The organism is Aneurinibacillus migulanus (genome assembly GCF_001274715.1).
Taxonomy (GTDB): Bacteria; Bacillota; Bacilli; order Aneurinibacillales; family Aneurinibacillaceae; genus Aneurinibacillus; species Aneurinibacillus migulanus.
Genome location: NZ_LGUG01000004.1, coordinates 3,042,353 through 3,065,730, shown reverse-complemented (window position 1 = coordinate 3,065,730; position 23,378 = coordinate 3,042,353). Strand labels below are relative to the sequence as shown.

26 protein-coding genes are annotated in these 23,378 nt (G+C 42.7%); 7 read left to right on the top strand and 19 right to left on the bottom strand.

The features are described 5' to 3' along the window. Positions 1 to 129: 129 nt before the first annotated feature. The gene (locus AF333_RS16600) at positions 130 to 729 is read right to left on the bottom strand and encodes a DedA family protein (protein ID WP_043065246.1); all 600 of its coding nucleotides are present in this window, start codon (positions 727 to 729) and stop codon (positions 130 to 132) included. Positions 730 to 1,002: 273 nt separating this feature from the next. Here AF333_RS16600 and AF333_RS16595 point away from each other — a divergent pair, with 273 nt between their 5' ends. Continuing rightward, on the top strand, positions 1,003 to 2,073 hold the full coding sequence (locus AF333_RS16595; RefSeq protein WP_043065247.1) for a DUF6687 family protein: 1,071 nt from the start codon (positions 1,003 to 1,005) through the stop codon (positions 2,071 to 2,073). 154 nt (positions 2,074 to 2,227) lie between these two features. Here AF333_RS16595 and AF333_RS16590 read toward each other — a convergent pair whose 3' ends face one another. The 6 genes from AF333_RS16590 to AF333_RS16570 all read right to left on the bottom strand — a co-directional run bounded on the left by AF333_RS16590 (position 2,228) and on the right by AF333_RS16570 (position 7,960). Next, entirely contained in the window at positions 2,228 to 3,841 is a 1,614-nt protein-coding gene (locus AF333_RS16590) for a copper resistance CopC/CopD family protein (RefSeq protein ID WP_043065248.1), read from the bottom strand. A 432-nt stretch (positions 3,842 to 4,273) separates the two neighbouring features. Continuing rightward, a complete protein-coding gene (locus AF333_RS16585) occupies positions 4,274 to 4,495 on the bottom strand; it encodes a hypothetical protein (RefSeq protein ID WP_043065249.1) in 222 nt (73 codons plus the stop codon). A gap of 359 nt (positions 4,496 to 4,854) precedes the next feature. Continuing rightward, complete coding sequence (locus tag AF333_RS16580; protein ID WP_052520412.1) at positions 4,855 to 5,766, bottom strand: STAS domain-containing protein; 912 nt, start codon at positions 5,764 to 5,766, stop codon at positions 4,855 to 4,857. Positions 5,767 to 5,999: 233 nt separating this feature from the next. Next, the gene (locus AF333_RS16575; RefSeq protein WP_043065250.1) at positions 6,000 to 6,998 is read right to left on the bottom strand and encodes a hypothetical protein; all 999 of its coding nucleotides are present in this window, start codon (positions 6,996 to 6,998) and stop codon (positions 6,000 to 6,002) included. Positions 6,999 to 7,221: 223 nt separating this feature from the next. Then, positions 7,222 to 7,383 (bottom strand): hypothetical protein, encoded by a 162-nt coding sequence (locus AF333_RS33745; protein ID WP_158502372.1) that lies wholly within the window; start codon positions 7,381 to 7,383, stop codon positions 7,222 to 7,224. Beyond that, positions 7,355 to 7,960: a hypothetical protein gene (locus AF333_RS16570; protein ID WP_043065251.1), complete on the bottom strand. Its 606-nt coding sequence runs from the start codon at positions 7,958 to 7,960 to the stop codon at positions 7,355 to 7,357. The genes AF333_RS33745 and AF333_RS16570 overlap by 29 nt, the downstream gene beginning before the upstream one ends. Positions 7,961 to 8,027: 67 nt before the next feature. Here AF333_RS16570 and AF333_RS16565 point away from each other — a divergent pair, with 67 nt between their 5' ends. After that, positions 8,028 to 8,849 carry a basic amino acid ABC transporter substrate-binding protein gene (locus tag AF333_RS16565; RefSeq protein WP_052520411.1) on the top strand — a complete coding sequence of 274 codons (822 nt, stop codon included), beginning with the start codon at positions 8,028 to 8,030 and terminating at the stop codon, positions 8,847 to 8,849. Positions 8,850 to 8,887: 38 nt separating this feature from the next. Here AF333_RS16565 and AF333_RS16560 read toward each other — a convergent pair whose 3' ends face one another. Continuing rightward, positions 8,888 to 9,736, bottom strand: coding sequence for a glycerophosphodiester phosphodiesterase (locus AF333_RS16560; protein WP_043065252.1), 849 nt, complete (start codon positions 9,734 to 9,736; stop codon positions 8,888 to 8,890). Positions 9,737 to 9,883: 147 nt separating this feature from the next. After that, on the bottom strand, positions 9,884 to 10,747 hold the full coding sequence (locus tag AF333_RS16555; protein ID WP_052520410.1) for a cell wall hydrolase: 864 nt from the start codon (positions 10,745 to 10,747) through the stop codon (positions 9,884 to 9,886). Between the two features lie 184 nt (positions 10,748 to 10,931). Between AF333_RS16555 and AF333_RS16550 the strand changes: the two genes are divergently transcribed. Further along, positions 10,932 to 11,480: a hypothetical protein gene (locus tag AF333_RS16550; RefSeq protein ID WP_043065253.1), complete on the top strand. Its 549-nt coding sequence runs from the start codon at positions 10,932 to 10,934 to the stop codon at positions 11,478 to 11,480. A 456-nt stretch (positions 11,481 to 11,936) separates the two neighbouring features. Here AF333_RS16550 and AF333_RS16540 read toward each other — a convergent pair whose 3' ends face one another. The 4 genes from AF333_RS16540 to AF333_RS16525 all read right to left on the bottom strand — a co-directional run bounded on the left by AF333_RS16540 (position 11,937) and on the right by AF333_RS16525 (position 15,264). Beyond that, positions 11,937 to 12,464, bottom strand: coding sequence for a PepSY domain-containing protein (locus AF333_RS16540; RefSeq protein ID WP_052520409.1), 528 nt, complete (start codon positions 12,462 to 12,464; stop codon positions 11,937 to 11,939). Between the two features lie 93 nt (positions 12,465 to 12,557). Further along, a complete protein-coding gene (locus tag AF333_RS16535; RefSeq protein ID WP_043065256.1) occupies positions 12,558 to 13,106 on the bottom strand; it encodes a PepSY domain-containing protein in 549 nt (182 codons plus the stop codon). Between the two features lie 94 nt (positions 13,107 to 13,200). Beyond that, positions 13,201 to 14,550: a sensor histidine kinase gene (locus tag AF333_RS16530; RefSeq protein WP_043065257.1), complete on the bottom strand. Its 1,350-nt coding sequence runs from the start codon at positions 14,548 to 14,550 to the stop codon at positions 13,201 to 13,203. A 6-nt stretch (positions 14,551 to 14,556) separates the two neighbouring features. Then, a complete protein-coding gene (locus AF333_RS16525) occupies positions 14,557 to 15,264 on the bottom strand; it encodes a response regulator transcription factor (protein WP_043065258.1) in 708 nt (235 codons plus the stop codon). Positions 15,265 to 15,484: 220 nt separating this feature from the next. On the opposite strand from AF333_RS16525, the gene AF333_RS16520 reads away from it, so the two are divergent. Then, on the top strand, positions 15,485 to 16,354 hold the full coding sequence (locus tag AF333_RS16520) for an AraC family transcriptional regulator (RefSeq protein WP_043065259.1): 870 nt from the start codon (positions 15,485 to 15,487) through the stop codon (positions 16,352 to 16,354). A 300-nt stretch (positions 16,355 to 16,654) separates the two neighbouring features. On the opposite strand, the gene AF333_RS33740 is transcribed toward AF333_RS16520, so the two are convergent. Next, entirely contained in the window at positions 16,655 to 16,819 is a 165-nt protein-coding gene (locus AF333_RS33740; RefSeq protein ID WP_158502374.1) for a hypothetical protein, read from the bottom strand. A gap of 96 nt (positions 16,820 to 16,915) precedes the next feature. After that, on the bottom strand, positions 16,916 to 17,920 hold the full coding sequence (locus AF333_RS16515) for an NAD-dependent epimerase/dehydratase family protein (protein WP_235496520.1): 1,005 nt from the start codon (positions 17,918 to 17,920) through the stop codon (positions 16,916 to 16,918). 139 nt (positions 17,921 to 18,059) lie between these two features. Between AF333_RS16515 and AF333_RS16510 the strand changes: the two genes are divergently transcribed. Beyond that, positions 18,060 to 18,404, top strand: coding sequence for a winged helix-turn-helix transcriptional regulator (locus tag AF333_RS16510; protein ID WP_043065261.1), 345 nt, complete (start codon positions 18,060 to 18,062; stop codon positions 18,402 to 18,404). Between the two features lie 65 nt (positions 18,405 to 18,469). Here the strand turns inward: AF333_RS16510 and AF333_RS31915 are convergent, their stop codons facing one another. Together AF333_RS31915 and AF333_RS16505 are read right to left on the bottom strand one after the other, a co-directional pair. Next, positions 18,470 to 18,616, bottom strand: a complete 147-nt coding sequence (locus AF333_RS31915) for a YrzI family small protein (protein WP_081003378.1) — start codon at positions 18,614 to 18,616, stop codon at positions 18,470 to 18,472. Between the two features lie 439 nt (positions 18,617 to 19,055). Next, entirely contained in the window at positions 19,056 to 20,264 is a 1,209-nt protein-coding gene (locus AF333_RS16505) for a serine-tRNA(Ala) deacylase AlaX (protein WP_043065304.1), read from the bottom strand. Positions 20,265 to 20,325: 61 nt separating this feature from the next. Between AF333_RS16505 and AF333_RS16500 the strand changes: the two genes are divergently transcribed. Then, positions 20,326 to 20,838, top strand: coding sequence for a mismatch-specific DNA-glycosylase (locus AF333_RS16500; RefSeq protein WP_080787673.1), 513 nt, complete (start codon positions 20,326 to 20,328; stop codon positions 20,836 to 20,838). Between the two features lie 4 nt (positions 20,839 to 20,842). Here the strand turns inward: AF333_RS16500 and AF333_RS16495 are convergent, their stop codons facing one another. Together AF333_RS16495 and AF333_RS16490 are read right to left on the bottom strand one after the other, a co-directional pair. Beyond that, positions 20,843 to 21,535 (bottom strand): PspA/IM30 family protein, encoded by a 693-nt coding sequence (locus AF333_RS16495; protein ID WP_043065263.1) that lies wholly within the window; start codon positions 21,533 to 21,535, stop codon positions 20,843 to 20,845. A gap of 12 nt (positions 21,536 to 21,547) precedes the next feature. Next, the gene (locus AF333_RS16490) at positions 21,548 to 21,826 is read right to left on the bottom strand and encodes a hypothetical protein (RefSeq protein WP_043065264.1); all 279 of its coding nucleotides are present in this window, start codon (positions 21,824 to 21,826) and stop codon (positions 21,548 to 21,550) included. A gap of 293 nt (positions 21,827 to 22,119) precedes the next feature. On the opposite strand from AF333_RS16490, the gene AF333_RS16485 reads away from it, so the two are divergent. Further along, positions 22,120 to 23,301 carry an MFS transporter gene (locus tag AF333_RS16485; RefSeq protein ID WP_043065265.1) on the top strand — a complete coding sequence of 394 codons (1,182 nt, stop codon included), beginning with the start codon at positions 22,120 to 22,122 and terminating at the stop codon, positions 23,299 to 23,301. Positions 23,302 to 23,378: the final 77 nt, after the last annotated feature.

Genomic DNA, 23,378 nt, shown 5'->3' with positions numbered 1-23,378 from the left:
TATGGCTAAGGCCAGCATATTCGCGCTCATCTGTATCCTGCTGGCGCTCCCTGAAAAATAATGAAAAAACCGGGACGTTCTGTAATATGGCGTTCCGGTTTTTTCGTGGTATGGCGAAAGATGATGAAATTACGAACTGGATTTGCGCATAAACTTTACATACAAGAATATGAGCAGAATCACACAGGCGATAAACAGGAGCACATACGGTTTATATTCCACCATCCGGTGCTCGAATACAGACCACCTTTCCCCTAGCTTCCACCCCAACGTAATAAAGGTGAACGACCAGAATAAGCCGCCTGGATAGGCGTATAGTGCAAATTTATAAAAACGAAGCTTCGAGATACCTGCAAGATATGGGGTTAGATGCCGGGCACCTGGAATGAAGTAGCCGATAAATAATAAAAATGCATCAAATTTACGGAATAGCCTTCGGGTATAAGCTATTTTTTTGCCGTTAATTCCGAATTTCGGGCCGAACTTTCGCAAAAATGGTAAACCAAGCTTGCGGCCCAGCAGATAGTTAACGGTTACACCTGCCATGGAACCAAAGGAGGCACATCCAAGAGCCAGCGCATATTCCATTCTTCCACGAAATATATTGTAACCGACAAACGTCATTAAGATTTCATCCGGGATTGGCAGGCCGACAATGCCTCCTACCAAAGCCAGTATAATACCGATATATCCGTAATGACCAAGCCATTCGCCTAGCTGTTGCTCCATATAACCCCCGCTTTTCTTACAAGAACAGCAACGGACAGCCCCGCTGCTTCACATCTTTTTATTCTTAAAAATACTGCAATACTATCTTTAAGAGTAACATAATCACATATATCAAATCCAACTATTTCATTATTTTCCTTTTTCCTTTATTCCATGTACACGCCTTTATTCCTAAAAAAGTGTGACGCAAGCATGCTTCATTGCACGTTTCCATCATTGACGAAGCAAAAAATCGGGAGTATTGTAGGGAAAAAGGAAGGAGGACACAACTATATGATTCCCTACTTTTATATTCTTGGCAGCAAAACGGAACGTCCGGTAAGCTGTCGGACAATTTTTACGGACGGAGCGCCGGATGCCACATTTCGCCCGGACATAGACATGGAGCTTAGCCATTGGATTCCCAACACTACACCTGATGTGTATAAAGCCGATACTTCAACCGAGATCTGCATGAAATTCATTAGCCAAAACGATACAGACGGATGGGATCTTGCGATCAATAACCATGTGGATGTTGACGGAATATTGGCAGTGTTTACTCTTATACATAGTGAAAAGGCGATGATGCACCGAGATACAATAATACAGGCCGCAGAGATGGGTGACTTCTCCGGTTGGGGAGACCGTGCGGCCCAAATACTATATCAAGGCTTAACCGTGCTGATGGACGATTTAAAGGCGGAAAAAATGGATACACAGCATGTATATGAAACGTGCTTTAAGCGGGCGTTATCATTGCTTGAAGGTAGAGTTGACGATGCTCGCGTGGCGCAAGGAATGGAAGCATTGAAACGTTCGTCGGAACGGGTTGAGTCAGGCAGCATCATTCGCCGGGAGCTACATAATCGGTTTGCCCATTATCACATTCCTTTTGTGTTCGTTGGGACTTCGCTTGCAAAAACATTGAAAGTCCCGGCATTTAACGAAGAAATCAAAGATGATATGTGGCTGCATCCGCAAGTGCGTAATCGGCTGGATAAGGAGAAAGTCCAACTCGTGTCAGCTGAAGCGGAGCAAGGGTGGTACTATGATGTATGGTACCCCGGCTATATGTGGGCAGATACACCTCATTCCTGGCGTGCACCTGGATTTACATTTAGCGGCAGCACCAACGGATACATGTATGGATATGAACCACTCGAAACGGCCGTGCGAACACTGCAAGAGCTTGAAACGGCAAACGGCACGTGGACGCTAGCGCACAAGCTGTCACCATTTTCGAGCATAAACGGACGGAATTTTCCGATCGTTCTCTCCTTTCTGTCGGAGAATAGCCAACCTGCGGCAAGTGATTTGCCTCCAGAACGTGTCGTTCCGATTCTTGCTTCCGCTTTTGAATAAGACAAGGAGGCTGACCCAAAAGCATAATTATAACAAGCAGTAACACAATACTTGCGCATCTTCTTGTGTTTAAAATACTAAATATAGTACGGAGAGGGCTGACTCATAACCTTTTGAGTCAGCCCTCTCCTTTTTTAGTTATACTGTAGTTTACTTATTGTATATCACTTATAGCCTCGCCACGCGGCGGGAACGCAAATACGATAGTACGTCCATCCTGCGTAATCGCCTCTACATGAATATACGTCGTGCTTGGCGCACGTAATTGGTCACCTGAGACAAGATATCGACCTTCTCCAAGATCGAAGGCACGGTTTACCGGCTTGTATTCCGATGTGCCCGCAAACTGTACATATACGTCTGTAAGCGGAGGTGCGTTCTCGAAGCGGATATTTACGTCATTAAATCCGGAAACGAATGGAGATACGGCCACATGCGCCGTTACTCCCTCTTTGGTCAACTGGGCAGGCGAATTAGTAATACCTGATGCAAGCGGTATGAAATTAATCAGCGCTGCAGCAACGAGTAGAGTTATCGTACCGAGCCAAAGCTCCCACTTGCTCCTCCTAGCAAACCAGATGGCCCCTTTTTCCACGCCTTTCTTCACATAACGCATTTGCATATAGCCGAGCAATATAATAGCGATAACTAGTCCCGATTTTATGAGCACTGAGATTCCCCATGCGCTGTCGATGAAGTCGTTCCAGGACGGAATATACTCGACAGTCATGGCAATGCCTGTCAGCACGATAACGGCCATGCTGATGAGTGCCCAACGCGAGAATACGGCCCCTTTTTCCTTAAACCATACCCACTTGCCTTCCTTCGGCGCCAAAACCAGCAAGGCGAATAGACCGCCGAACCAGACGGCTAAAGCGAACAGATGCAGCGTATTCATCACCATAGCCAACCAGCCGCCGTACTCGGACGAATTTGAGTGACCGACCAGTGTGTTCAGCGCCAGCATGGCTCCGAGAAATGGTAACGTCCAACGAGTATAAGTAATTCCGAAAATCAGTGTGAAGACAAGGAATTGCACAAGTGGTACCCAGCCGATGTGCAGTGCCGCCAGCTCGTTTATCGAAATTTCAGGTAGTGAAGACTTACGAACAAAAAACAGGATCATTACGGCTGTTGCTGTAAGGAAATAAATCGGGATTTGCCAGTATTGCCAGCGCCTATGCACATCTCTGTCCCGTGCGATGTATTGAACGAAAAGCGTTCCGCCGAACGAAACAAACATACCAAAGAAAGCGATCCAGCCTGGCAGTGTTTCACCGCTTAACTGCTCAAGAAATCCCGCGCCTCCGCTTTTGGGAGGGGGAGAAAAGCTCTGTACAGCAAAGTAGATTTGCCCCTTTACTTCTTTTGCTTTTCCATTAGGCACCGACGCTTTGCCGTACCATTCCACGCCGTATGTACCAGGTGCCAATTCCTTGGCAGGCTTCAGAATAATTTGGCGTGGATCATTCGGATTGACTGTAAAACGCCCTGTGCTGTATTCACGGTTTCGATTATCGAAAATGGTGGTGTATTCAATGTTTAAAGGCTCCTTGAATGTAAGCCGTACTTCTTTTGGTGATGCATTCAACAAGGCTCCGTCTTTCGGAGATGATTCCACCAGCTTATATTCCTTTTTATTTAGAACGGTTTTCTCCTGCTGGGAGTTCGCTGCTACGGATGCAGGTCCTATGAATACTCCTGCGATACTCAGCAGGAATAAACAAATCAATACTGCATACTGCATACTTCTTCTTGCTACAACCATAACTCTCTCCTTATGTAATCAGATGTATATAGTAATATGGTAAACTCATTAACGATATTAACAAGTTTTTTATGTACTTAATCTATTATAAGGATAAATTGTGTGTAATTTGTGTACAAATTTCGAAGTGTGCGTGACAGTTGTATGTGCACATAAAAAAAGAGCCGTTCAGGCTCCTTTCTCCTGCGTATTATACATTTCTTTATTATGATAACCTTAACGTTATGGGTTTATGCCGATATTACCGAGTACGCCTGAGGGCCGTTCAAATTGTTTAAACCATCCTTCTAAAATGTTTGACATGATCTGTTCCTCGCTTTTTTCTATGTAGTAAATCCATTACTTTTTATTATGCCGTGCTGAAGCTTTTGAAACATATGTACATAAAAAAAGAACCTTTCCCGACCGAATAGAAAAGGTTCGCTGTGCTGCCTACGATAAATGACCGACGACATCCCGGTAATTAATCTGGATATCTCCCCAAAATGAGGCATTCTCTTGTACATCGATGTCCAGCTCTTCATAAATTTCAAGAAGCATGCTGCACAGTTGATACTTCCGGTTTTGGTCCGTCTCGTTTTTGATATGCGACAGCAGGCGGTTAGCCTCTTCGCGCATCAAATGATGAAAATCAGCGCGCATAGGTGTACCCATACAATCCACTCCTGTTTTACTTTTTTTCTGCGTACAACACTCCTGCAACAGATGAAATATAGACAATCTTCACACTTTTTATTGTAATACCATAACAGAGAAAAATAAATACTGTTATATAACTGAATGTGTTATTTTATTGTATTTATCATGATATTTTATCCAGTTGGTAAATGTGATTGCGGTATCGTAGGTGGTCTTATCATGTATAAAGGGAGACTGCGTCTCAACTGGATGCGCGGTCTCCCTTTCTTTTATCCCTGTCCAACGGGTGCTACGTGGAGGATAACTACCATTAAGAACCCGATATGTGTACCAAATCATCAGTAAGAGATGAAGAACTCCTGCGGATGGAAGTTTTATTTTAAATCCTGTTGCTTGTATGTAAATCCAATTGAGGCTAGCGCCTGGTGAAGATTGGCGAACGTGTCGGTTCTGCCGAAATTGATACCTAGACTTACCACAGTCTGTGCGATTTCCGGCCGGATTCCGCTGATTTTTGCATCCACACCCAAGAGCCGCAACGCATTAATAATTTGAAAGATTTGCTGGGCCACAATCGTATCAATAACCGGTACGCCGGAAAGATCAAGAATAAAATGGTGCAAGCGTAAATCAGCGCTTCGTTTCAAAGCCTCTTCCATCAATAGCTTAGCCCGATGCGTATCAATATTACCGACAAGCGGGAGCACGGCGACTCCTTGAGCCACCGGCACTACGGGTACAGATAGTTCAAGCAGCGCAAGCTGGGATTTTTTCATCTGCTCATCATGATAGCGGACGAAAGGCAAGCTAAAGCTATAAACAACCAGATTCATAATGGCATCGAAGCGGGAGATCACTTCGTAGAATTCTTGTAAGGACAAATTGCTCTTCTCCGCTTCGTCACGAATAACTTCACCGATGGCAACCCGATAATGTGAGACCTCATGCAGCATCGAGTCGAGAGTCGTACCGAGCATAGCACATGCTGTTCCGGTTTCTTCCCCCCACTCCATAAGGCGCACATTGCGTTCTTCTTCATCCATTGAGAGTGCTTCACCGTACAGTTGAACCAAATCAATGCGGAACTCTTTCAATTTGTCAGCTAGTGAAACAAGCTCAGGATATCTCTTGTTTTGTTCTTGTGTAATTCGTTCGGCCAATTCGTAACGCTTCTCTACAATTTTTTCAGTGAATGCCTGTAGACTTTTACTCATTAGCAGCTCCTCGCTCATAACAAAATCATCCATTTCTATTGTGTAATTACTTAGTCTTACTTGCTTTATCATGCAGGCAAAGTATATCCCCTCCTGCATCGTTGGATGTGGGAGGGGAATCATAATGGTCGATAACTATATGGTACCCTTCTATTGTACCAGTTTTGAACCTCTCATCGTACATAAACGATCTTTCATTTACTTCAAGTGACACTTGAAAAGTCGGATCATTGACGTATCAAAAGACACGCCTTATCCGAAGCCGATTCATCCCATGATTAAAATCACGAGTGTTCTCGGCCAATTCATAAAAAATTAATACCTACTGCCGTATACCGGTTTGTCACAGTACTGGGTTTTGTCTGTTTTTTCGTAAGTTCTTGCAGTGCTTGCTGGTGAACGTTCTTTTTGAATGCTTCTACTTCAGGGATACCCCTTTGCTCCAGGCCATCTTTTATAAATACTTGATAGTTATGCTTCTTCAACACATTCACATATCCCTGCACAACCTTTGCGGTTACAGAATTAGGATACGTTTTTATCGTTTTATTAAAGCTAGTGAGAACATTTGTGCGTAATCGGTACGTATCGAAGTCAAAGGCAGGTGTATTGTTCATCCCGTACAAGTAGCTATCTAGATACTCCAAATAAATGTTCGTCGCATCTTTTTTTGCTTTTGACTGGGGATATTTCGTCAGATACGTTTCTCCGGCAATTGTTCTTGCTGCGAGTTCATCCAGAGAAATAATGATCGCAGCGTCACTAAGCCACGGTTTATCGGATTCCAACGCTTTCAGCGCAATATAATCTTTCACTTCGCCGGATAGATAAGACGAATAATTCTTCAATGCACCATAATCTACGATCGGAAACACGGATCCTTCTTCTGTAGTTAGTTTATATTTGCCTGCCAGTTTCGTAGCAACTAGCTTTTGCAACTGAGTATCTTTCGTGACGAGTTTTTTAGTTTTCCAATTATAGCTCTTTTGCAGCTTTTCCTGTATACCAGGTTGGAAAAATTGGTTCTGTGTTCTCTCTAGATCGGACTGATAAAAAGCTTCTAGCTTTAAAATCATGCTGTCTGCTTGTTGCCTGTTTACCTTAGCGATGTTTTGATCGAGGAATTTGATAATGTTCGCTGCTTCTTTTGTGGTTGATATGAGTTTTTGATATTGGTTCATAATCGATTGAGATTGAGACTGTAATTGAGTATGTTTCGGTGCCGCCTCTACAGCGGATGGAAGTACAGCGGATCCAAGTAAGACAAGGCTAATAATCGCACAGGATAAAGTTTTTTTCAACATGCTGTTTTTCCTCCATTACTCTAAGCATTCTTTATTTAATACACTCTCTAAGACGGTTACTGAAAGAAAAAAGTTTCAAATTTTGGATTTTCATCAGCAAACGAACCGCCTTATGCTAGGATACTCCCCATCATTCTTAAGATTCTCATTGGCGTCATATGGAAAAAGAGCAGCGATCTGCGGGAAAGCTGCTCTTAGACTTAAACGTAAGCTGTATATGTGATTAACGAGAGTGTAGCGATATTCCAGCTAATGCTTTTAATATTTTTTGACTCGGACGCGTTAACTGGGTCATACGCGCTTCCGCATGTTTGCGTATTGCTTTTGATGGTTCGGAGGCGATAAGGATCGTGTTTTTATTGCTGTATGTTACTTTTTGACTCATTTTTCAACCCTCCTAGCAGCTCTGCTACAAAATCAAAGTACAGAGAAGCATTTGAAGTAATTATAGCATGGTAGAATTCATTTTTAAAAGATGCAACATTTGCTTGTGTCCACTTTTCTTGCAAACGGAAATGGAAGCATACTACATATTCACCAGATCTTAGAGTATAGTACAAAGTTTGCTTATCTTCATTATAACGAACATCCTGTACATCATTTTTATAAGCGGTGACTACAAAGGAGGACTCTTCCTCCATATGATAGAATTCTGGCGGAGTAATTCTACCGCTGTATTCTACAAGTTGCATAAGACCATCACGATAACGATATACACTCACCGAATTACAAGGTTCATACTTAACCAACGTGGACTCCAGCAAAGTACCCGGACGTTGCAGTACTTCTCCACCTGTTAGATTTGGGATTAATTTTTCAAGAAAGTCAGCCCAGTCAGAAATCATACCATCTTTTAATAAGCGTACGGCAGCCATTGTAAATGACTGAAAACGATCAAATTCTTCTGCAAGAAGCGCATTCTCACGTATTTCATGGGCTACCGGCAAGAAATGGATTGCCAACTTCTCTATATCTTGTATATAATTTTCTTAATTATCAAAACTACATATGACTCAAGGGGGTACATTAATGAAATTTATTAAGCATGCGGGCATTATGTTTCTCATTATCATCATGGGCTTGCTGGCGGTCGCCTGTGGTAGCAAGTCGGATCAGGCAAGCGCTCCGGCTGAGAAAAAAGAAGGACAGGCCGCCGCAGAATCGGATAAGAAAACATATACGGTTGTGATGCACGCCGAGTTCCCGCCGTTTGAATATATGGACCCAAGCGGAAAGCCAGTCGGCTTTGAAGTCGATTTAATGAACGAAATGGCGAAAGAAATGAATTGGAACATAGAGATTAAGAACACAAGCTGGGATGGCGTATTCGAAGAAATCAAGAGCGGTAAGGCGCAGCTTGCTATCTCCGGCATTACTATCAAGCCGGATCGGGAGAAGCTATACTTGTTCTCTGAGCCGTATTTCCAGGCTAAGCAACTTATCCTTGTGCCCGAAGGCTCACCGATTAAGACGTTGCAGGATATTAAAGGCCATAAAGTTGGTGTTATGACTTCCACTACAGGCGCACTTATCGTACAGGAGCTGTTGGGTAAAACGAATAAGGATATTCTGCAGTATGAGGAAATGCCGAGCATGGTCGAGGACTTGTATAACAAGCGGGTGGATGTCGTAGTGGCAGACAATGCATATCTAATGGAACACATGAAAAAAAATCCAAAGCCGGGCTATGTAACGCTTGATGATCCGAATATCCCGAAAGAAAATTACGGTATCATGACCAACAAAGAGGACAAAGAAATGATGAAGCAAGTAAATGAAGCATTGAAAAAAGTAAAAGATAGCGGCAAATACGATGAAATCTACAAGCAATATTTTGGTGACCTGAAATAAGGAATACCCCGGCTCATGTAAAAGAGCCGGGGTACTTTTTATTTTCGATACTGCGTGTGGTGCGGAACATAGTCTGGGTAGTCGGTAATGATGTCATCGACGCCAGCATCCAGCAGCGGCTTTACTTCTTCTTTTTTACGTACCGTCCAGGCGGATATGTCCATATCACGGGCATGAACACGCTCCACCACTTGTTTTGTGACAAGTTTCTGTGACGGGTTAACGTAATTGGCGTATGTAGCGAATTCATCCAGTTTCTCGTCAGTTAAATCCGAGGCACTACTGGTAAGAACACCGATTGGCATGTTCGGCATCAGTTGACGGAATGTTTTCATGGACTCAAAATTGAACGACTGAACGATAATCTTCTCATTAGCCGGTTTATCCATGTTACGCTCACGCAGAGCTATGGCAACCTTTTCTTCGATACCTGGATACAATTCCGGAGACTTCAATTCAATCAGCAGGCCGGTCTTGCCGTGAAACTCATCCAACACCTCTTCGAATGTTGGAATACGTTCGCCTGCAAACGCCGGATTGAACTTACTGCCGGCATCCAGCGCACGAAGTTCTTGTAATGTTAACTCTCCTACTTTACCAGTACCGTTCGTTGTGCGGTCTACTGTATTATCGTGAATAATCACCAGATGTCCGTCTTTTGTCATTTGTACATCCAGTTCGATATAGTCGGCCTTCATCTCCACGCCTTTATGAAACGCGGCCATCGTATTCTCAGGAGCATAGCCTGCGGCACCACGATGGGCCACAACGTCTATTTTGTGAGTTGGTTCATGCTTGGAGGCAAGTGCAGGAGTATCGAGAGTCGGAACAGCGAATAATCCAGTGATCATTGAAGCAGCCAATAGTGATTTTTTTATACGTATCATTATGTAGTCCCTCCTTCATTCTTTTATATTTCCAAGGATAAAGGGGGAATATGAAGTACATGTTGTGATTTTCTATCTTTATTATAAAGAATATTAAAAGGGCGTCCGGATTATTGAAAGACGCCCTTTAGGTTCTTCTACTCTATTTTATTTTGAAAAAACATGGCTTCCTATTTTTACAGTCACAGGACGGGATCGAACCCACTGGTTGTCCGTTTTGTCCGGATTGTAAAAAACAAGGGCCGACCGGCTTGGATCTTTTCCATGTAGTGCTTCCTGTACGGCTGCAATCGTTTCTTTAGATGCCTGTACATTGTAGATACGCTTGTCTAATACAGGAGAGTACTGATAATAGCTTTTCCCGTTAAACGTATCAACCTGGAAGATGACCTCCTTTAACGTATTGGGCCATTCCGGGCTATGAACTCTGTTTAATACTGACGCCGCCACGGCAACTTTGCCTTCATATGGCTCGCCGCCTGCTTCTGCTTCTGTCAGTTTATAGAGCCAGTTCAGATCTTCTTTAGTATATCCCGAATTTTCTGTGTCTTTAGGCTGCGCAGATGGTTTCGGTGCCGCCTGTTGTGTGGAAAGAGAAACAGTAGCGGGGCTGTTGCCGCTGAGAGTAAATCCAAGCTTTTCAGCCGTATAGCGCAACGGAATGTATGTACTATCTGTACGATCGGTCGTCGTTGTTTTTATGTATTCCCTCTTCCATGTGCCGCTTTGCTTTGTGTATACATCCACGTAATTTTTGCCGGATGGAAGCCCGAGAATCATATCTCCTTTTTTTAAGGTGACCGAATGATAGTTCTCGTTCCATCCTACTTGTACACCTGCGTTTGTAAAGAACTTCGCAGGTACCATCATGGAATCATTTTGAATAAAGCTGTCTGTATACACTGCTTTTCCGTTAACCGGAATGGGGGTGGATGCAGCCTCGGATGGTTGAACTCCGACTGCTCCCAGAAGAAAAGTGGCAAGTGCTGTAGTCATTGCTGTTTTTTTCATTTTCTCCCTCCTTTTCCACTCACTATTGTAAGCGAGTTCGAGAGTTACTTCTATCCATAATATATGGAAACAATGGAAGATGGACGGAAATAGAAAGCGTTTTAGTTGCTGTATTACAGGTTGTATGCTAGGGTAGGAAAATAATTGTGCAGGCGTTTTTGCAATATAGGAGTGATGAAAATCGATGAATAAAGCGGTGGTAAAATGGAATGAAAAATGGAGAAGCTATATCGAGCGAACGAAGGATAAACGGGCCCCGCAGTTATCCGAGCGTGGCTTTGACTTTCTGTATACGCTCGAATTCAAAGACGCATCTGTACAGCCATCTGTAAAGCTTGTCATGGAATTTCTCATTGGATGGCGCGGAACGGACTATTGTTTTACATATGAAGATAGCGTTGGCTCAGATTCATGGAAAGTGTACAGTCGATTAGGTGGACGTTCGCATTGGCAGACGATTACTGACTTCTTCGGAAGCTACAGCGAGACGATTGTCATTCGGAGATGCTTTGAACAATTCGGTATGGAAGCGATGGCGCGTGACATCCAGTCATATAAGGACACGGCGTTTGAACACGCCTTTACGGAACGGTTTTCCGGTATGCGTATTGTCGGAACGAAGCGAAGCGGCGAGGATATATATTTTGTGCTAGAAGACGGAGAAGAACTTCTTGTTACACCGTTTTATGAAGCGTGCCGCAAAGAGCAAGACCATTCATACCGGAAAGGATAATCTATATAAATTACACTTGATAGTTTGACAGGGTAGCGTGGTTGGAAGGAGGCGATTCAGAAAAAGAAGAGGTTGGATGCGCCCTGCGCTTCAGCAGAAGAAAGGCAAACGCGTCTTTTTCCAACCTCTCACCACAAGAATTTGTCGATGTATCAAATCAGATGTATATAGTAGGGCGTATAGAAGATAGTCTATACGCCCTCTTTCTTCAGACTTATACTTACTATCAAATCAATAAAAAAGACGAGCGAGCCAAAACCATATGCGGTAGCGAATCCTCCAAAATGCTCAATCATCCAATCGTCCTTATTATGACAAAAGCTTAGTTGTAGTCCAGAGTAAGACAGCGCCAGGGATGAGAATGCTGAATCATAAATAAAAGCGGGTGAGACATAAAATCCTCACCCGCTTTGTTAACAATGTCAGCAATGCCGCTAAACCTGATATATCAAACGATTAATCATCCCATTCTACTCTTACTATTTGACCCGTTGTTGCTGATACGTCTACATTTGCTTCATGCCCATTGGCCGTAGCGATTTCCACTTCGTATACTGGCTCACGGTCATCGCGATCCAAGTCAATCTCGGTAACGGTTCCTTTCACTTGTCTCAAAGCAATCTCCTTTGCTTGGGCCTTGCTTATTTTGACAGTACCGTGAGCAGGACGAATATCTGAATTGCTTAAGATTTTACCAGTTTGGGCGTCTACGTATACGTCATCATCATCTCCGTATTTTTCAAACTCTACTTTGTAAACAAGTCGGCCATTTTCACGTTCAAGCTCGACTTGTTCGATGTTTCCGCTCAGTTGTTTTTTCGCTATTTGTTTAGCTTCCTCTGTACTCAACGTAACTTCGGCTACACTCTTATCTTTCCCCTGTATGTTTGATGCTTTATCGCTTTGCACCGCATACGCTCCAACGGTTGTCCCTCCTAATGCTAAAACGCCTGTAAGTACAGCAATTCCTACTTTTCGTTTCATGATTTTTCCTCCTTCATGTATCTTTCATTATTATCGTATTGCGGTTACATGAGAGGAAAAAAAGAAAAAGATTAAAATTTGATGAGAAATTCTTTAGTCTTCCCATGATACGGAAAGAACTTCTCCCGTATACGCATTAACCCGTATCGTATACTCCTGGTTTTTATCTGTTTCAACTTCCAATTCGTAAATAAGAGTCCCTTCCTCTTCCTCCAAATCGATACTATCGAACCGTCCTTTTACTTTAGAAAGCGCAATTTTTTTCGCTTTATCTAAGCTAATTATACCTTGTTTTGTCTTGTGCCCTGCTTGCTCATTCCCTTTCGCAGCCTGATCCGTTGTAGGCTTTGCCGCTTTTTCTTTCACTTGTGTTAACTGCACAACTTCTCCGGAGTAGGCGTCTGCTTTTATCTCGTAGCTTCCGGTTTGATTTTGCAACTCTACAGTATAAAGATCTTCTCCCGATTCTTCGCTAAATCGTATACTCTTCACTTCTCCGGGGTATTTTTTTTCAATTTTATTTTCGATTTGATCAGCCGTTAATGTTTCTCGATGCTTGTTGGCGAAAATTTGTCGTGCGCCGACAGCGACGAGCACCGTTATCAGCAAACCTATCAGAAAAAAGGTGAGTTTTTTGTTCATCGTATTCCACCTAAAGGAATTTTTTCTTTCAGTATAAAAAATTAGAATGTGAAATGCATGTGAAAAACATTAAAAATTGATGAGAAATTCTTCTTTATGTTGATTGCGACAATGTTACGGTAAAGCTTGTTCCTTCTCCTGCATTGCTTGTAATATGAATATCTCCTCCGTGAGCATCAACAATTCGTTTAGCGATGGAGAGCCCCAACCCGGTGCCACCAGTTTCCCGGCTTCTGGCTTTGTCAACCCGATAGAAGCGATCAAAAATATGCGTAAGCTCTTCTTTTGGGATGCCGATTCCATAATCCTTTACTGTAATAAAAACATTGTTATCTTCATTACCGACGTACAATTCGATCGGTGCTGTACTGTATTTCAACGCATTATCAAACAAGATAAACAGTAATTGTTTCACCTTTTGCTCATCTACATGTGCCGTTATCCTCTCATGTTGACTATGTAACGAAACATGTCGCCCATATACGGTTTCAATGGTTTTGCAAGCCTCTTCTGCAAGCGAACGGATATTTACTTCCTGGATGTTCAAATCCCACGAGCCATCATGATCTGCTAGTAGTAGCATTTGCTTTGTCATTTCCTTCATTCTCACCGCTTCAGAATAGATGGCTTCTACCGACTCCTCCAATATATCCGGTCTTTTCATGCCCCACCGTTTCAACATACTTGCATAGCTTTCAATAACAGTTAAAGGCGTTTTCAATTCATGCGAAGCATCAGACACGAATTGCTGTTGCTTTGCAAAGGTTTGTTCCAGAATATCCATCATTTTATTGAACGTATTTCCCAGCTTGTACAGTTCATCTTTAGATTGTCTTTGCAGGTTTAATTTTTTAAAGATGCCCTTTTGCTGAATTTCTTCCATTGTTTTAATCATGGAACTAATCGGCTGTAAAATCACATTTCCCAACATTCTACCCGCCAAAAAAGAAGGAATGAGAACCACAATTGAAGCCACAATTAAAACCCAAAGCAAAATCCCCATGTTTTCTTGGATGGATGCCAGGCTTTCTGTTACTTCCAGCGTTACGACATTCCCATCATTCCATATAATCGGAAAACGGACAATGGCATATGGAATGCCTTCGATAGAGTATAATTCTGCCGTTTGTGCACGTGTAAATTTCGCTTTTACGTTGGAAAATGCTGTCTCCTTCGTAATGGTAAGCATTGGATGCGACATTTCGTCTACAATGCGGATCATGCCATTCAATGGCAAGTGTGCTCTCAATAACCCGGACATATTCATTTGGTCGACGGGCGGCTTTACAGCTTCAGCAATGTTTTCGGTTTGTAAGCGAAGCTGTTCTAACTGATTGTTGGCCGCAGTTTTATAAAACAAAAAATAAATGGAAACGTTAATAATAATAAGGACCAACAACAGCCAGACCGTTGAAAATAAATAGATTTTATTGCGGATACTCATTGAAGCTTACTCCTTTAAGACGTATCCAATTCCGCGAACAGTATGAATAAGCGGAATTGCAAAGGAATGGTCAATTTTTTTTCGTAAATACCGAATATATACGTCGACAACATTGGTATCTCCGTAGTAATCAAATCCCCAAACATTTGTTAAAATTTGTTCTCTATTCAACACTTGATTTTGGTGCTGCATGAGATACAATAGCAAATCAAACTCTCGGGGCGTTAATTCAATGTCTACAGAACTGCGGGTTACGATTCGTGTTTTTTCGTTAAGGTGTAAATCCGCGACGGTCAATGCTTGTCCGTTCGTTTCTTTCTTTATCATTTTACTTGTCCGTAAGCAGGCACGGATTCTTGCTAATAGCTCCTCGATTTGGAATGGTTTTGTGATATAGTCGTTTGCTCCTAAATCAAGCCCGCTTACTTTATCAGGAATTGAATCCCTTGCCGTTAGCAGAATAACCGGCGTCATGTCTCCTGAAGCCCGAATTCTTCGCAATACCTCTGTTCCACTCAATCCCGGAAGCATAACATCCAGCAAAACAAGGTCCCATTGCCCGTTTGTGAATTTTTCAAAGCCCACAGTGCCCGTTTCGGCCGTATCTACCTTATATCCTTCATATTCAAGTTCCAATGTAATAACCCTTGCAATTTTCGATTCGTCTTCTACCAGCAAAATTCTTTCATTATCCACTACGAGTCGTGCCTCCATCCCTGCTTCTTTGTATATATTTTCTTCCTTTTATTTAAGCATAACCATGGAAAAGATGTTGAGTACAAAAATAATTCACCTTTCGAGTTATGCATAATTTTATACATCGTTAATGGTGTAATACCAGTGAAGCTGATGCTAGCCTTCATAATTGTGCACGAAATGTCGGATAGATACATACAACTCCTGTTATTCTATTAGTGAGAGGGAGGTTATAGAAATGGATTTGCTTGAAAAAATGAATGGAGCATTAAATTATATTGAAGAAAATCTTACTAATGATATTGACTTTAAAGAAGTAGCAAGGCTGGCTTTTTGCTCGGAATATCATTTTAAAAGAATGTTTTCTTTCCTTGCAGGTGTTACGCTGTCGGAATACATCCGCCGTAGGCGCCTTACTCTTGCAGCATTTGAGCTTAACAATAGTAACATAAGGATAATCGATGTTGCGATTAAATATGGATACAGCTCACCAGACTCCTTTACAAGAGCTTTTCAAAGTCTGCATGGTGTAACACCGTCAGAAGCCAGAAATAATGGTCAATCACTAAAAGCCTATCCACGAATGACCTTTCAGTTATCCATTAAAGGAGGAAGTGAAATGAACTATCGAATTGAAGAAAAAGAGGCATTTCGTATAGTTGGTATCAAGAAAAGAGTTCCCTTGATTTACCACGGAGTTAATCCAGAGATTGCCTCTATGTGGGAAAATTTAAATGGTGAGACAATAAATAAACTTAAGAAGCTTTCTAATGTCGAGCCTTTGGGATTGCTTAGTGCATCCACGAACTTTTCTGAAGGCCGACTGGAAAAAGGGGAACTTGATCATTATATCGGTGTGGCAACAACTAAGGAGTGTCCAGATAACTTGACACAACTTGAAGTTCCTGCCTCAACATGGGCTGTATTCGAAGCAGTCGGACCATTTCCTGATACGCTGCAAGATGTCTGGGGACGTATCTATTCGGAATGGTTTCCATCCTCAAACTATGAACAAACAGAAGGGCCGGAAGTCTTGTGGAACGAGGATAAAGATGTAACTTCACCAACTTTTAAAAGCGAAATATGGATACCGGTTTTGAAAAAGTAATAATAATTCTTTTAAACTATTTATTCTTTCCCTTTATTTATTACCTATTATTGTATAAATACCCTTTTTTACGTATGATATACAATTAAACAACCGCTTAAAAGATAGAATTTTTAATATATTTGTTTTATCATAATGGTTCGTGTCGTATCCTGTCTTCACTCCATCTAAAATAATGCTAATAAAGATGGAGTGACATAAACTTTTGAGGCGAGAAATCAACAGCTTATTAAGAAAAGGCAAAGGTACAGCCGTTTCAGTCTGCTCTCCTTTGCCTTTTTCCTATCGTTATGCTTTGCTTTATTTATGCCAGAAGTTTTGCGGCTCGACATTTTCTTTAATGTCAATGAAAAGATGGCCCTCTTCTTTTAATTGAGCAGCTTTTTTTTCCGCTTTTTCCCTGCTTTCGAACATTTGTGAATGCTTGTTGCTGTCATCTTTCGTTGTCCAGTATAATGCGTACATTATTCATCACCTCTTCTATTCTATTCCTCATTTTCCTGCCAATTGAAACATAACCGACAAAAAAATGAAGAAAAGTCTAGGGTTTGCTTATTGCCTTTAGTATGTAGTTGCCATTCTTACCATTAAATCTTTAACAGCAGATTTTACCGCATTAGTTAGTGAATACTTTGTATGAAAACCTAGATTTCGTATCTTATTGTCATTCCAAAGTCTGTTCACAGTGAAAGTTTTCATTGCAAATGGAGTTAATTTATATTCAATTAGTTGTTTATCCGTTATCGTTTCCGGTAAATGTATTACTTTTGAAATCTTACCAGCTACACAGTCTATTTCTGTCTTTAATTGATTCCAGGTTGTATCAAATCCTTTAAGCAAGTAGATGCCGTTGTCTTGTTCAGGTTTCTGATACGTCCCCAGCCAGACCATCGCCCGTCCGATGTCGCGCGTATCCACGAGAGAAACAGTAGCAGCACCGTTTCCTATCATTGGATATTGATCGTTAGCATGAGCCATAAATAGCCTTGCAAAAAACGATGAAACATCTCTAGCGCCAATCGTGCTTGCAGGACGCAGGATGATGGTTGTAATCCCGTGTTTTCGCCCTGCTTCTTCGATTATCTTCTCTCTTTCAATTCCTAAGCTTTGAATTGGATACTCAGGTTGTGAACTGTAGGATTCATCAATCGGTTCGTTACTTTGGAAGTCATATATAACGATTGTGCTTAATTGAATAAATCGGGAAACTCCACATGAAGCAGCTGCTTCAACAAGCGCTCTCGTCAGTTGTATTTCCACCGGGGCATCCAAGCTGATTTTCGTATGTAGCTTCGCATCTGCCGTGCAATTATAAACGACTTCATGCCCTTCTATTACTTTCCTCAAAGCTGTGGAATCAGAAAAGTCAACGTTAACAACATGAATCCCTAAGCTTTCTAAAAAGGTTGTATTACTCGTATCACGAACGGCTGCTGTTACTTGATGTCCATTCAGATGCAGCTGTTCAACGACATGACCTCCAATAAATCCAGTACCCCCAAAGACAATTGTCTTCATTCTTCTCATCCTTTCATTAATCATTTTTTGCTCTGCCCCTTGTTTCATCTCGACTACGAATGACTTTATGGACCCATGTACTTCAGGTCTGATATGAACTATAATAATTGAAGTGCTATTATTTAAAAAGTACGGATATTTTATATAGTAACTATCCTTATGAATAGTGATGGAGGAGTAAGATGCGATGTCTGGAACATTTGAACTTGATCATTCCAGGTGCCCTATTGAAAAAACCATGCATGTGATTGGCGGCAAATGGACGTTTATGATTCTTCGGGATCTCTTTTATGGACCGAAGCGATTTGGAGAATTACAAAATTCCTTAAAAGGAATCAGTCCAAGAACACTCTCTATACGATTAAAAGAATTAGAACATGAAGGAATTGTATTACGAGAGATTTATTCAGAAATACCGCCCCATGTGGAATATTCTCTAACGGAAAAAGGACTGAGTCTTCGACCGATTTTTGATGCGATGAAAAATTGGGGGAATGCATGGGATGTGTTAGAGATGGCGGAGAAAAAGTAACACAGAGTAATAATGGGAAAAGCGCGGCCGAATGCCGCGCTTTTCCCATTATTACTATCAAAATCTTATGGTAAGAAGCGGGTATATTCGTTTCGCCTCTCTTGCACTTGACGCATTTTCTCAGCAACGTATGCATCATGGGCCATTTGTACATGGTTTTTCACACGTTTGGAAATTGTTATAGTGAAGAAAATAAAATGAATGGTTAACATGCCTGAGTCCTCCTTTACATATTGCAAATAACGATGAACGTTTCATGTATGGCCTTTCTCCCGTAATAACCAAGCCAGTAAAAAGTTTTCTCGTAACATATACGTCCCTCCTTATCGTTGTACAAACTATATAAAAAATGCCGCAGGCCCAAACGGGGGCCGCGGCACAATGTGCAAAAATAGGCACAAAAAAGCCGCAGGCCAACCCTAAAGACCTGCGGCATCTCTTATCAAAGAAGTATACGAAAAATTCCTGAAGCAGTTATGTCAGAAACCGTCGAGGTCGAAAAATATTCAGTTCGCAAGACACGTTAACGCTACAAACTCCAACAGTGATAAGAAACGTATTCTGAACTGTCATCATATTTGCCAACCTCCTTTTTCAAATTAATTTCAATTTTCATTATACGTGGAGAGCTTTATGTTGTAAATAGATTTATTACATTTTTTTCTTGCTGATTTCGATAAGATGAGCCAGTACGTCAGCAGCGGATTTATCGGTACTACCACCCCCCTGAGCCATTTTTGGATTGCCGCCTCCCTTTCCATTGATATAAGGCAGTACGGCTTTTGCCAAATCATTCATCGCAATTCTGCTGTGCTCACTGCAAGCGCAGACGAACTGTACACGCTCGCCATCTTCTGTCACCAGCAATACGAGTACCTTTGCGTTCCGTTGTGTAATCAATCGGGCCAGCTTTTGCAGATCCTGCATGGAGCGGTTAGTAAAAATAGCTGTTATGAAATGTACGTTGGCTTCTTGTTTACCAGTCTTCAATAACCGCTCTACTTCCATCTCCAATATTTGTTCATTTGCGTTACGCAAATTGCGTTCAAGTTCCCGTTGACTGGTAAGCAGCCGTTCCACCTGCATCGGCAGTTCCGTTTCTGAGCTGCTTAATTGACGACTCAACTCACGCAGAATAAGATGCTTTTCCCTTAAAGCACGCAATGTCCGCAGTCCACAAATGAATTGTATGCGCACATGCCCTTTATACCGCTCCCAGCTGAGTATTTTAATGGGACCGACTTCTCCGGTATGCAAAGGATGTGTACCACCGCATGGGTTGTGATCGAAATCCTGCACGGTGACGAGGCGAATATTTTCAGTGACAGACGGAGGCTTGCGCAAGGGCAGTACAGCCAGTTCTTTTCGCTCTACAAAACGGGCGTTTACTGGACGATTTTCATAGACAATGCGATTCGCCAAATCTTCCACATCATTTGCTTGTTCTTGTGTTAAATCGCCTGTCGCCACATCAATGGTGACCATCTCCTGGCCCATATGAAAGCCGACCGTTTCTGCATCAAGCAACTGTTCAAACGCCGCAGACAGGATATGCTGTCCGGTATGTTGCTGCATATGGTCAAACCGTCGTTCCCAATTGATGATGCCGACCACTTCTGTATGAGTGTCAGGCAAGGCTGTAGTTAGGTAGTGGCGAATCTCACCATCTATTTCTTCCACGTTGGTCACTTCTATGTTGTCCAGCGTACCGGTATCGTATGGTTGTCCCCCACCGGTCGGATAAAAAGCGGTCTGACTAAGCACCACGTAATGTTCTCCGGTCTCGTTCGTGTTCTGGTAAAGCACGGTAGCAGTAAACTTCTTTATGTAGGGGTCCTTGTAGTATAATTTATGATCCATGAGAGCTCCTTTCTCTTTCGAAAAATCTGTAAGCTCAATATAGCATAAGGAGGCAACCATGATACAACCGATTCCTGATCATCTTCGTGAAAATCTTGATGTATTGTTTGTTGGCTTTAATCCAAGTTTACGTTCAGGGGAAGTGGGTCATCATTACGCCAACCCGCATAACCGGTTCTGGACGATTCTGCACCGGTCCGGTTTTACCCCGCGCAAGTATCGTCCAGAAGAAGACCGGGACTTGCTTGCGCATGGTCTAGGCTTTACTAATATCGTCGCCCGACCTACACGTGGTGCAGCGGATATTACGAGAGAGGAATACCGGGAAGGGCGGGTGATTTTGCGAGAGAAAATCAAACGTCTCCATCCCCGTTCCGTTTGTTTCGTGGGAAAAGGCGTATACCAGGAATACAGCGGGCGCGATGCTGTATGGGGGGTACAGCCAGAGCCCGTTGTTCCTGGTATACTGGAATTTGTCGCCCCTTCTTCCAGCGGACTGGTTCGGATGAAGCTCGATGACATCGTGGCGATATACCGCGAGCTAAAAGAGTTGCTGGATGGTAAGAAGGACTAGTTTTTTATTTTGATTGGACTTGCGCCTCGGCGTCTGTTGCTTCTGAACGGGCGGCCCGCAGGCGGGCAAGCTCCGCTTCTACCTGAGGATTCGGCTCCGCGTGTTGTGATACGTATGGTTGATAGGCGAAACGAATAGTGCGGCTCGCTTCGGCATCTGCTTCTAGCATGGCGATTTTTTCTTCCATGCGTGAAAATCCTTTTGCGGCGCTTTCTGTGTCAATCGAATGGAGCGCCGTATGCATGCTTTTGCTCGTTTGGGCGACGCGGGCCCGGGAGATGAGCACAGCTTTCTTATTGCGCATTTCATAGAATTTGTCCTTTAGCTCCTGCAGCTGTTCACGTAGTTGGATGGTACGCTGGCGTGATCCTTCCAGTAAGCCTGTATATTCATCTTTCCGTGCTTCACATTGCTGTTTATCAGTTAGGGCTTGGCGAGCGATGGAGTCTTCCCCTTCCGCTACTGCAAGCTCAGCCTGGCGCGTACGCTTAGCGATTCGCTCCCCTGCTTCTTTAATCAGCATCTCCCAGTTTTTCTCCTGTGCTACCTGGCGAGCGATTGCTACTTCTGCCTGGGCGATTTCTTGTTCCATGTCCCGCATATATTGGTTGAGCATCGCTACCGGGTTTTCAACCTGATCCAGTACTTGATGCATTGTTGCTGTAGTGATAGTTTCGATTCGTTTAAAGATACCCATTTGTATTCCTCCTTATTTTTTGTTTTTAAGTTGTTTTTCCCATTCATCAAGAGCATCCATATTGTATGTCGGAGCTTGTGGTGAACTAGAGGGATAGGTGCTTGGTTCAGTTGCTTGCCACCAATCGCCGCCTGCATTTCTCTTCAGTAATTTCCATCCTTTTACGACGAGGAAGCCTCCGATAAGAAGTGGGATTAAGAAATCGAGATGCAGCGTGCCCATCAGAATCAGAGCGCCGATACCTAGCAGTATCCAACCGCGCCGTTTGCGGCATTTTCTTTTTTGTTCCATTTTGCTCTTCCTTTCTTCCTTTGTGATTGTGTGGTGTTTTCCTCTACGTCTCTAATGTTACCGTGACAGCAGTTTTGCGAACACTTGCGGCAGATGGATTTTCTCTCCTCCGCGCGGCGGAGAAGCATGTCAGACCCGAGCGAGACAAGAGCTCCGTCCTAAGGAATTCTGCTGCACTAGAATTATTGTAGGAGAGTTACGTAATTCTCTTTTCTTTCTCTTCTGGTATGATGAAAGATAGAGTGGACTGCTGACCGAAATAAAAATATAACTGCAGCAGAGAGGAAAATACAATGAATGCTAAACTGATTATTTATCTTGTTTCATTTGCCGCTTTTCTCGGTCCTTTTACGCAAAATATTTATGTTCCTATCCTTCCGGAAATCCAGAAAGATTTTCATACGACCTCATTTCTTATTAACATGAGCCTTTCCGCGTTCACAGTTACACTCGCGGTTATGCAGATGGTATATGGACCTTTAATTGATACGAAAGGGAGACGCCGTATTTTGCTGGCTGGCATTCTTATCTATATAGGTGCTTCGGTCGGCTGCGCATTTGCTCCTTCGATATCGTGGTTTTTGCTGTTCCGTGTATTGCAGGCGGCTGGTATCGCCGCTGGTTCGATTGTAGCTACGACGGTTATCAGTGATTTATTTGAAGGAAAGCAGCGCGGACGGGCTATGGGCGTTTTTCAGATGCTTGTATCTCTCGGCCCGGTACTCGGTCCTGTTATTGGAGGATGGGTTGGAGAACACATGGGCTATTGGGGTGTATTTATGGTATTAGCCGTTACGGGGGTTCTTACATGGCTTGCGAATACGCGCTATCTTCCGGAAACAAGGCCGAATGATTCTCAGGGAACTGCTTCGTTTGGTATCCAGCGGTTTCTTTCTATTACGCTTCATCCCGTTGGGCTTTCAGTCATTCTGCTCGGCTTTATCCAGTTCTATACTTTTCATAACTTCTTGGTTTTTCTGCCACAAATTCTTTCCACAGAATATGGACTTGGACCGGCGGATAAAGGGCTGGTATTCCTTCCACTATCGTTAATGATTGTAGCAGGTAGTTATACGGGAGGTAGGCTTCAAGAGAAATTCGAGGCACGAAAAATCCTGATGATAACCTCTTCGCTTCATGCGTTGACCATTGTTTTATTTATGCTTGTGGCGAAGCTCTCATTGGTATACCTTATTGCTTCGCTCGTACTGTTCGGTCTGTTTTTCGGTCTCTCACTCCCCGTACAGACGGTATTGTTAATGGACGCGTTCGCCAAGGAAAGAGCGACGGCGGTCGGTGCGTATAATTTCTTCCGTTTTATGGGGATGGCGGCTGGTCCGTTATTCGGTAGCATCTTGTATCACATGAGAAATATGTTCTTGCCATTCGAATTTGCGGCAATTCTTTTTGGAGGCATTCTTTTCTTCGTGCAGCGGAAGCTACGAATGAAAGCTACTAAAGTGACACATACGTAATGTCTTTGAATTGTATGAAAAAGATAAGAAAGACCTAAAACGTTATAAGCGTTCAGGCCTTTCTTAATCTTTTATAT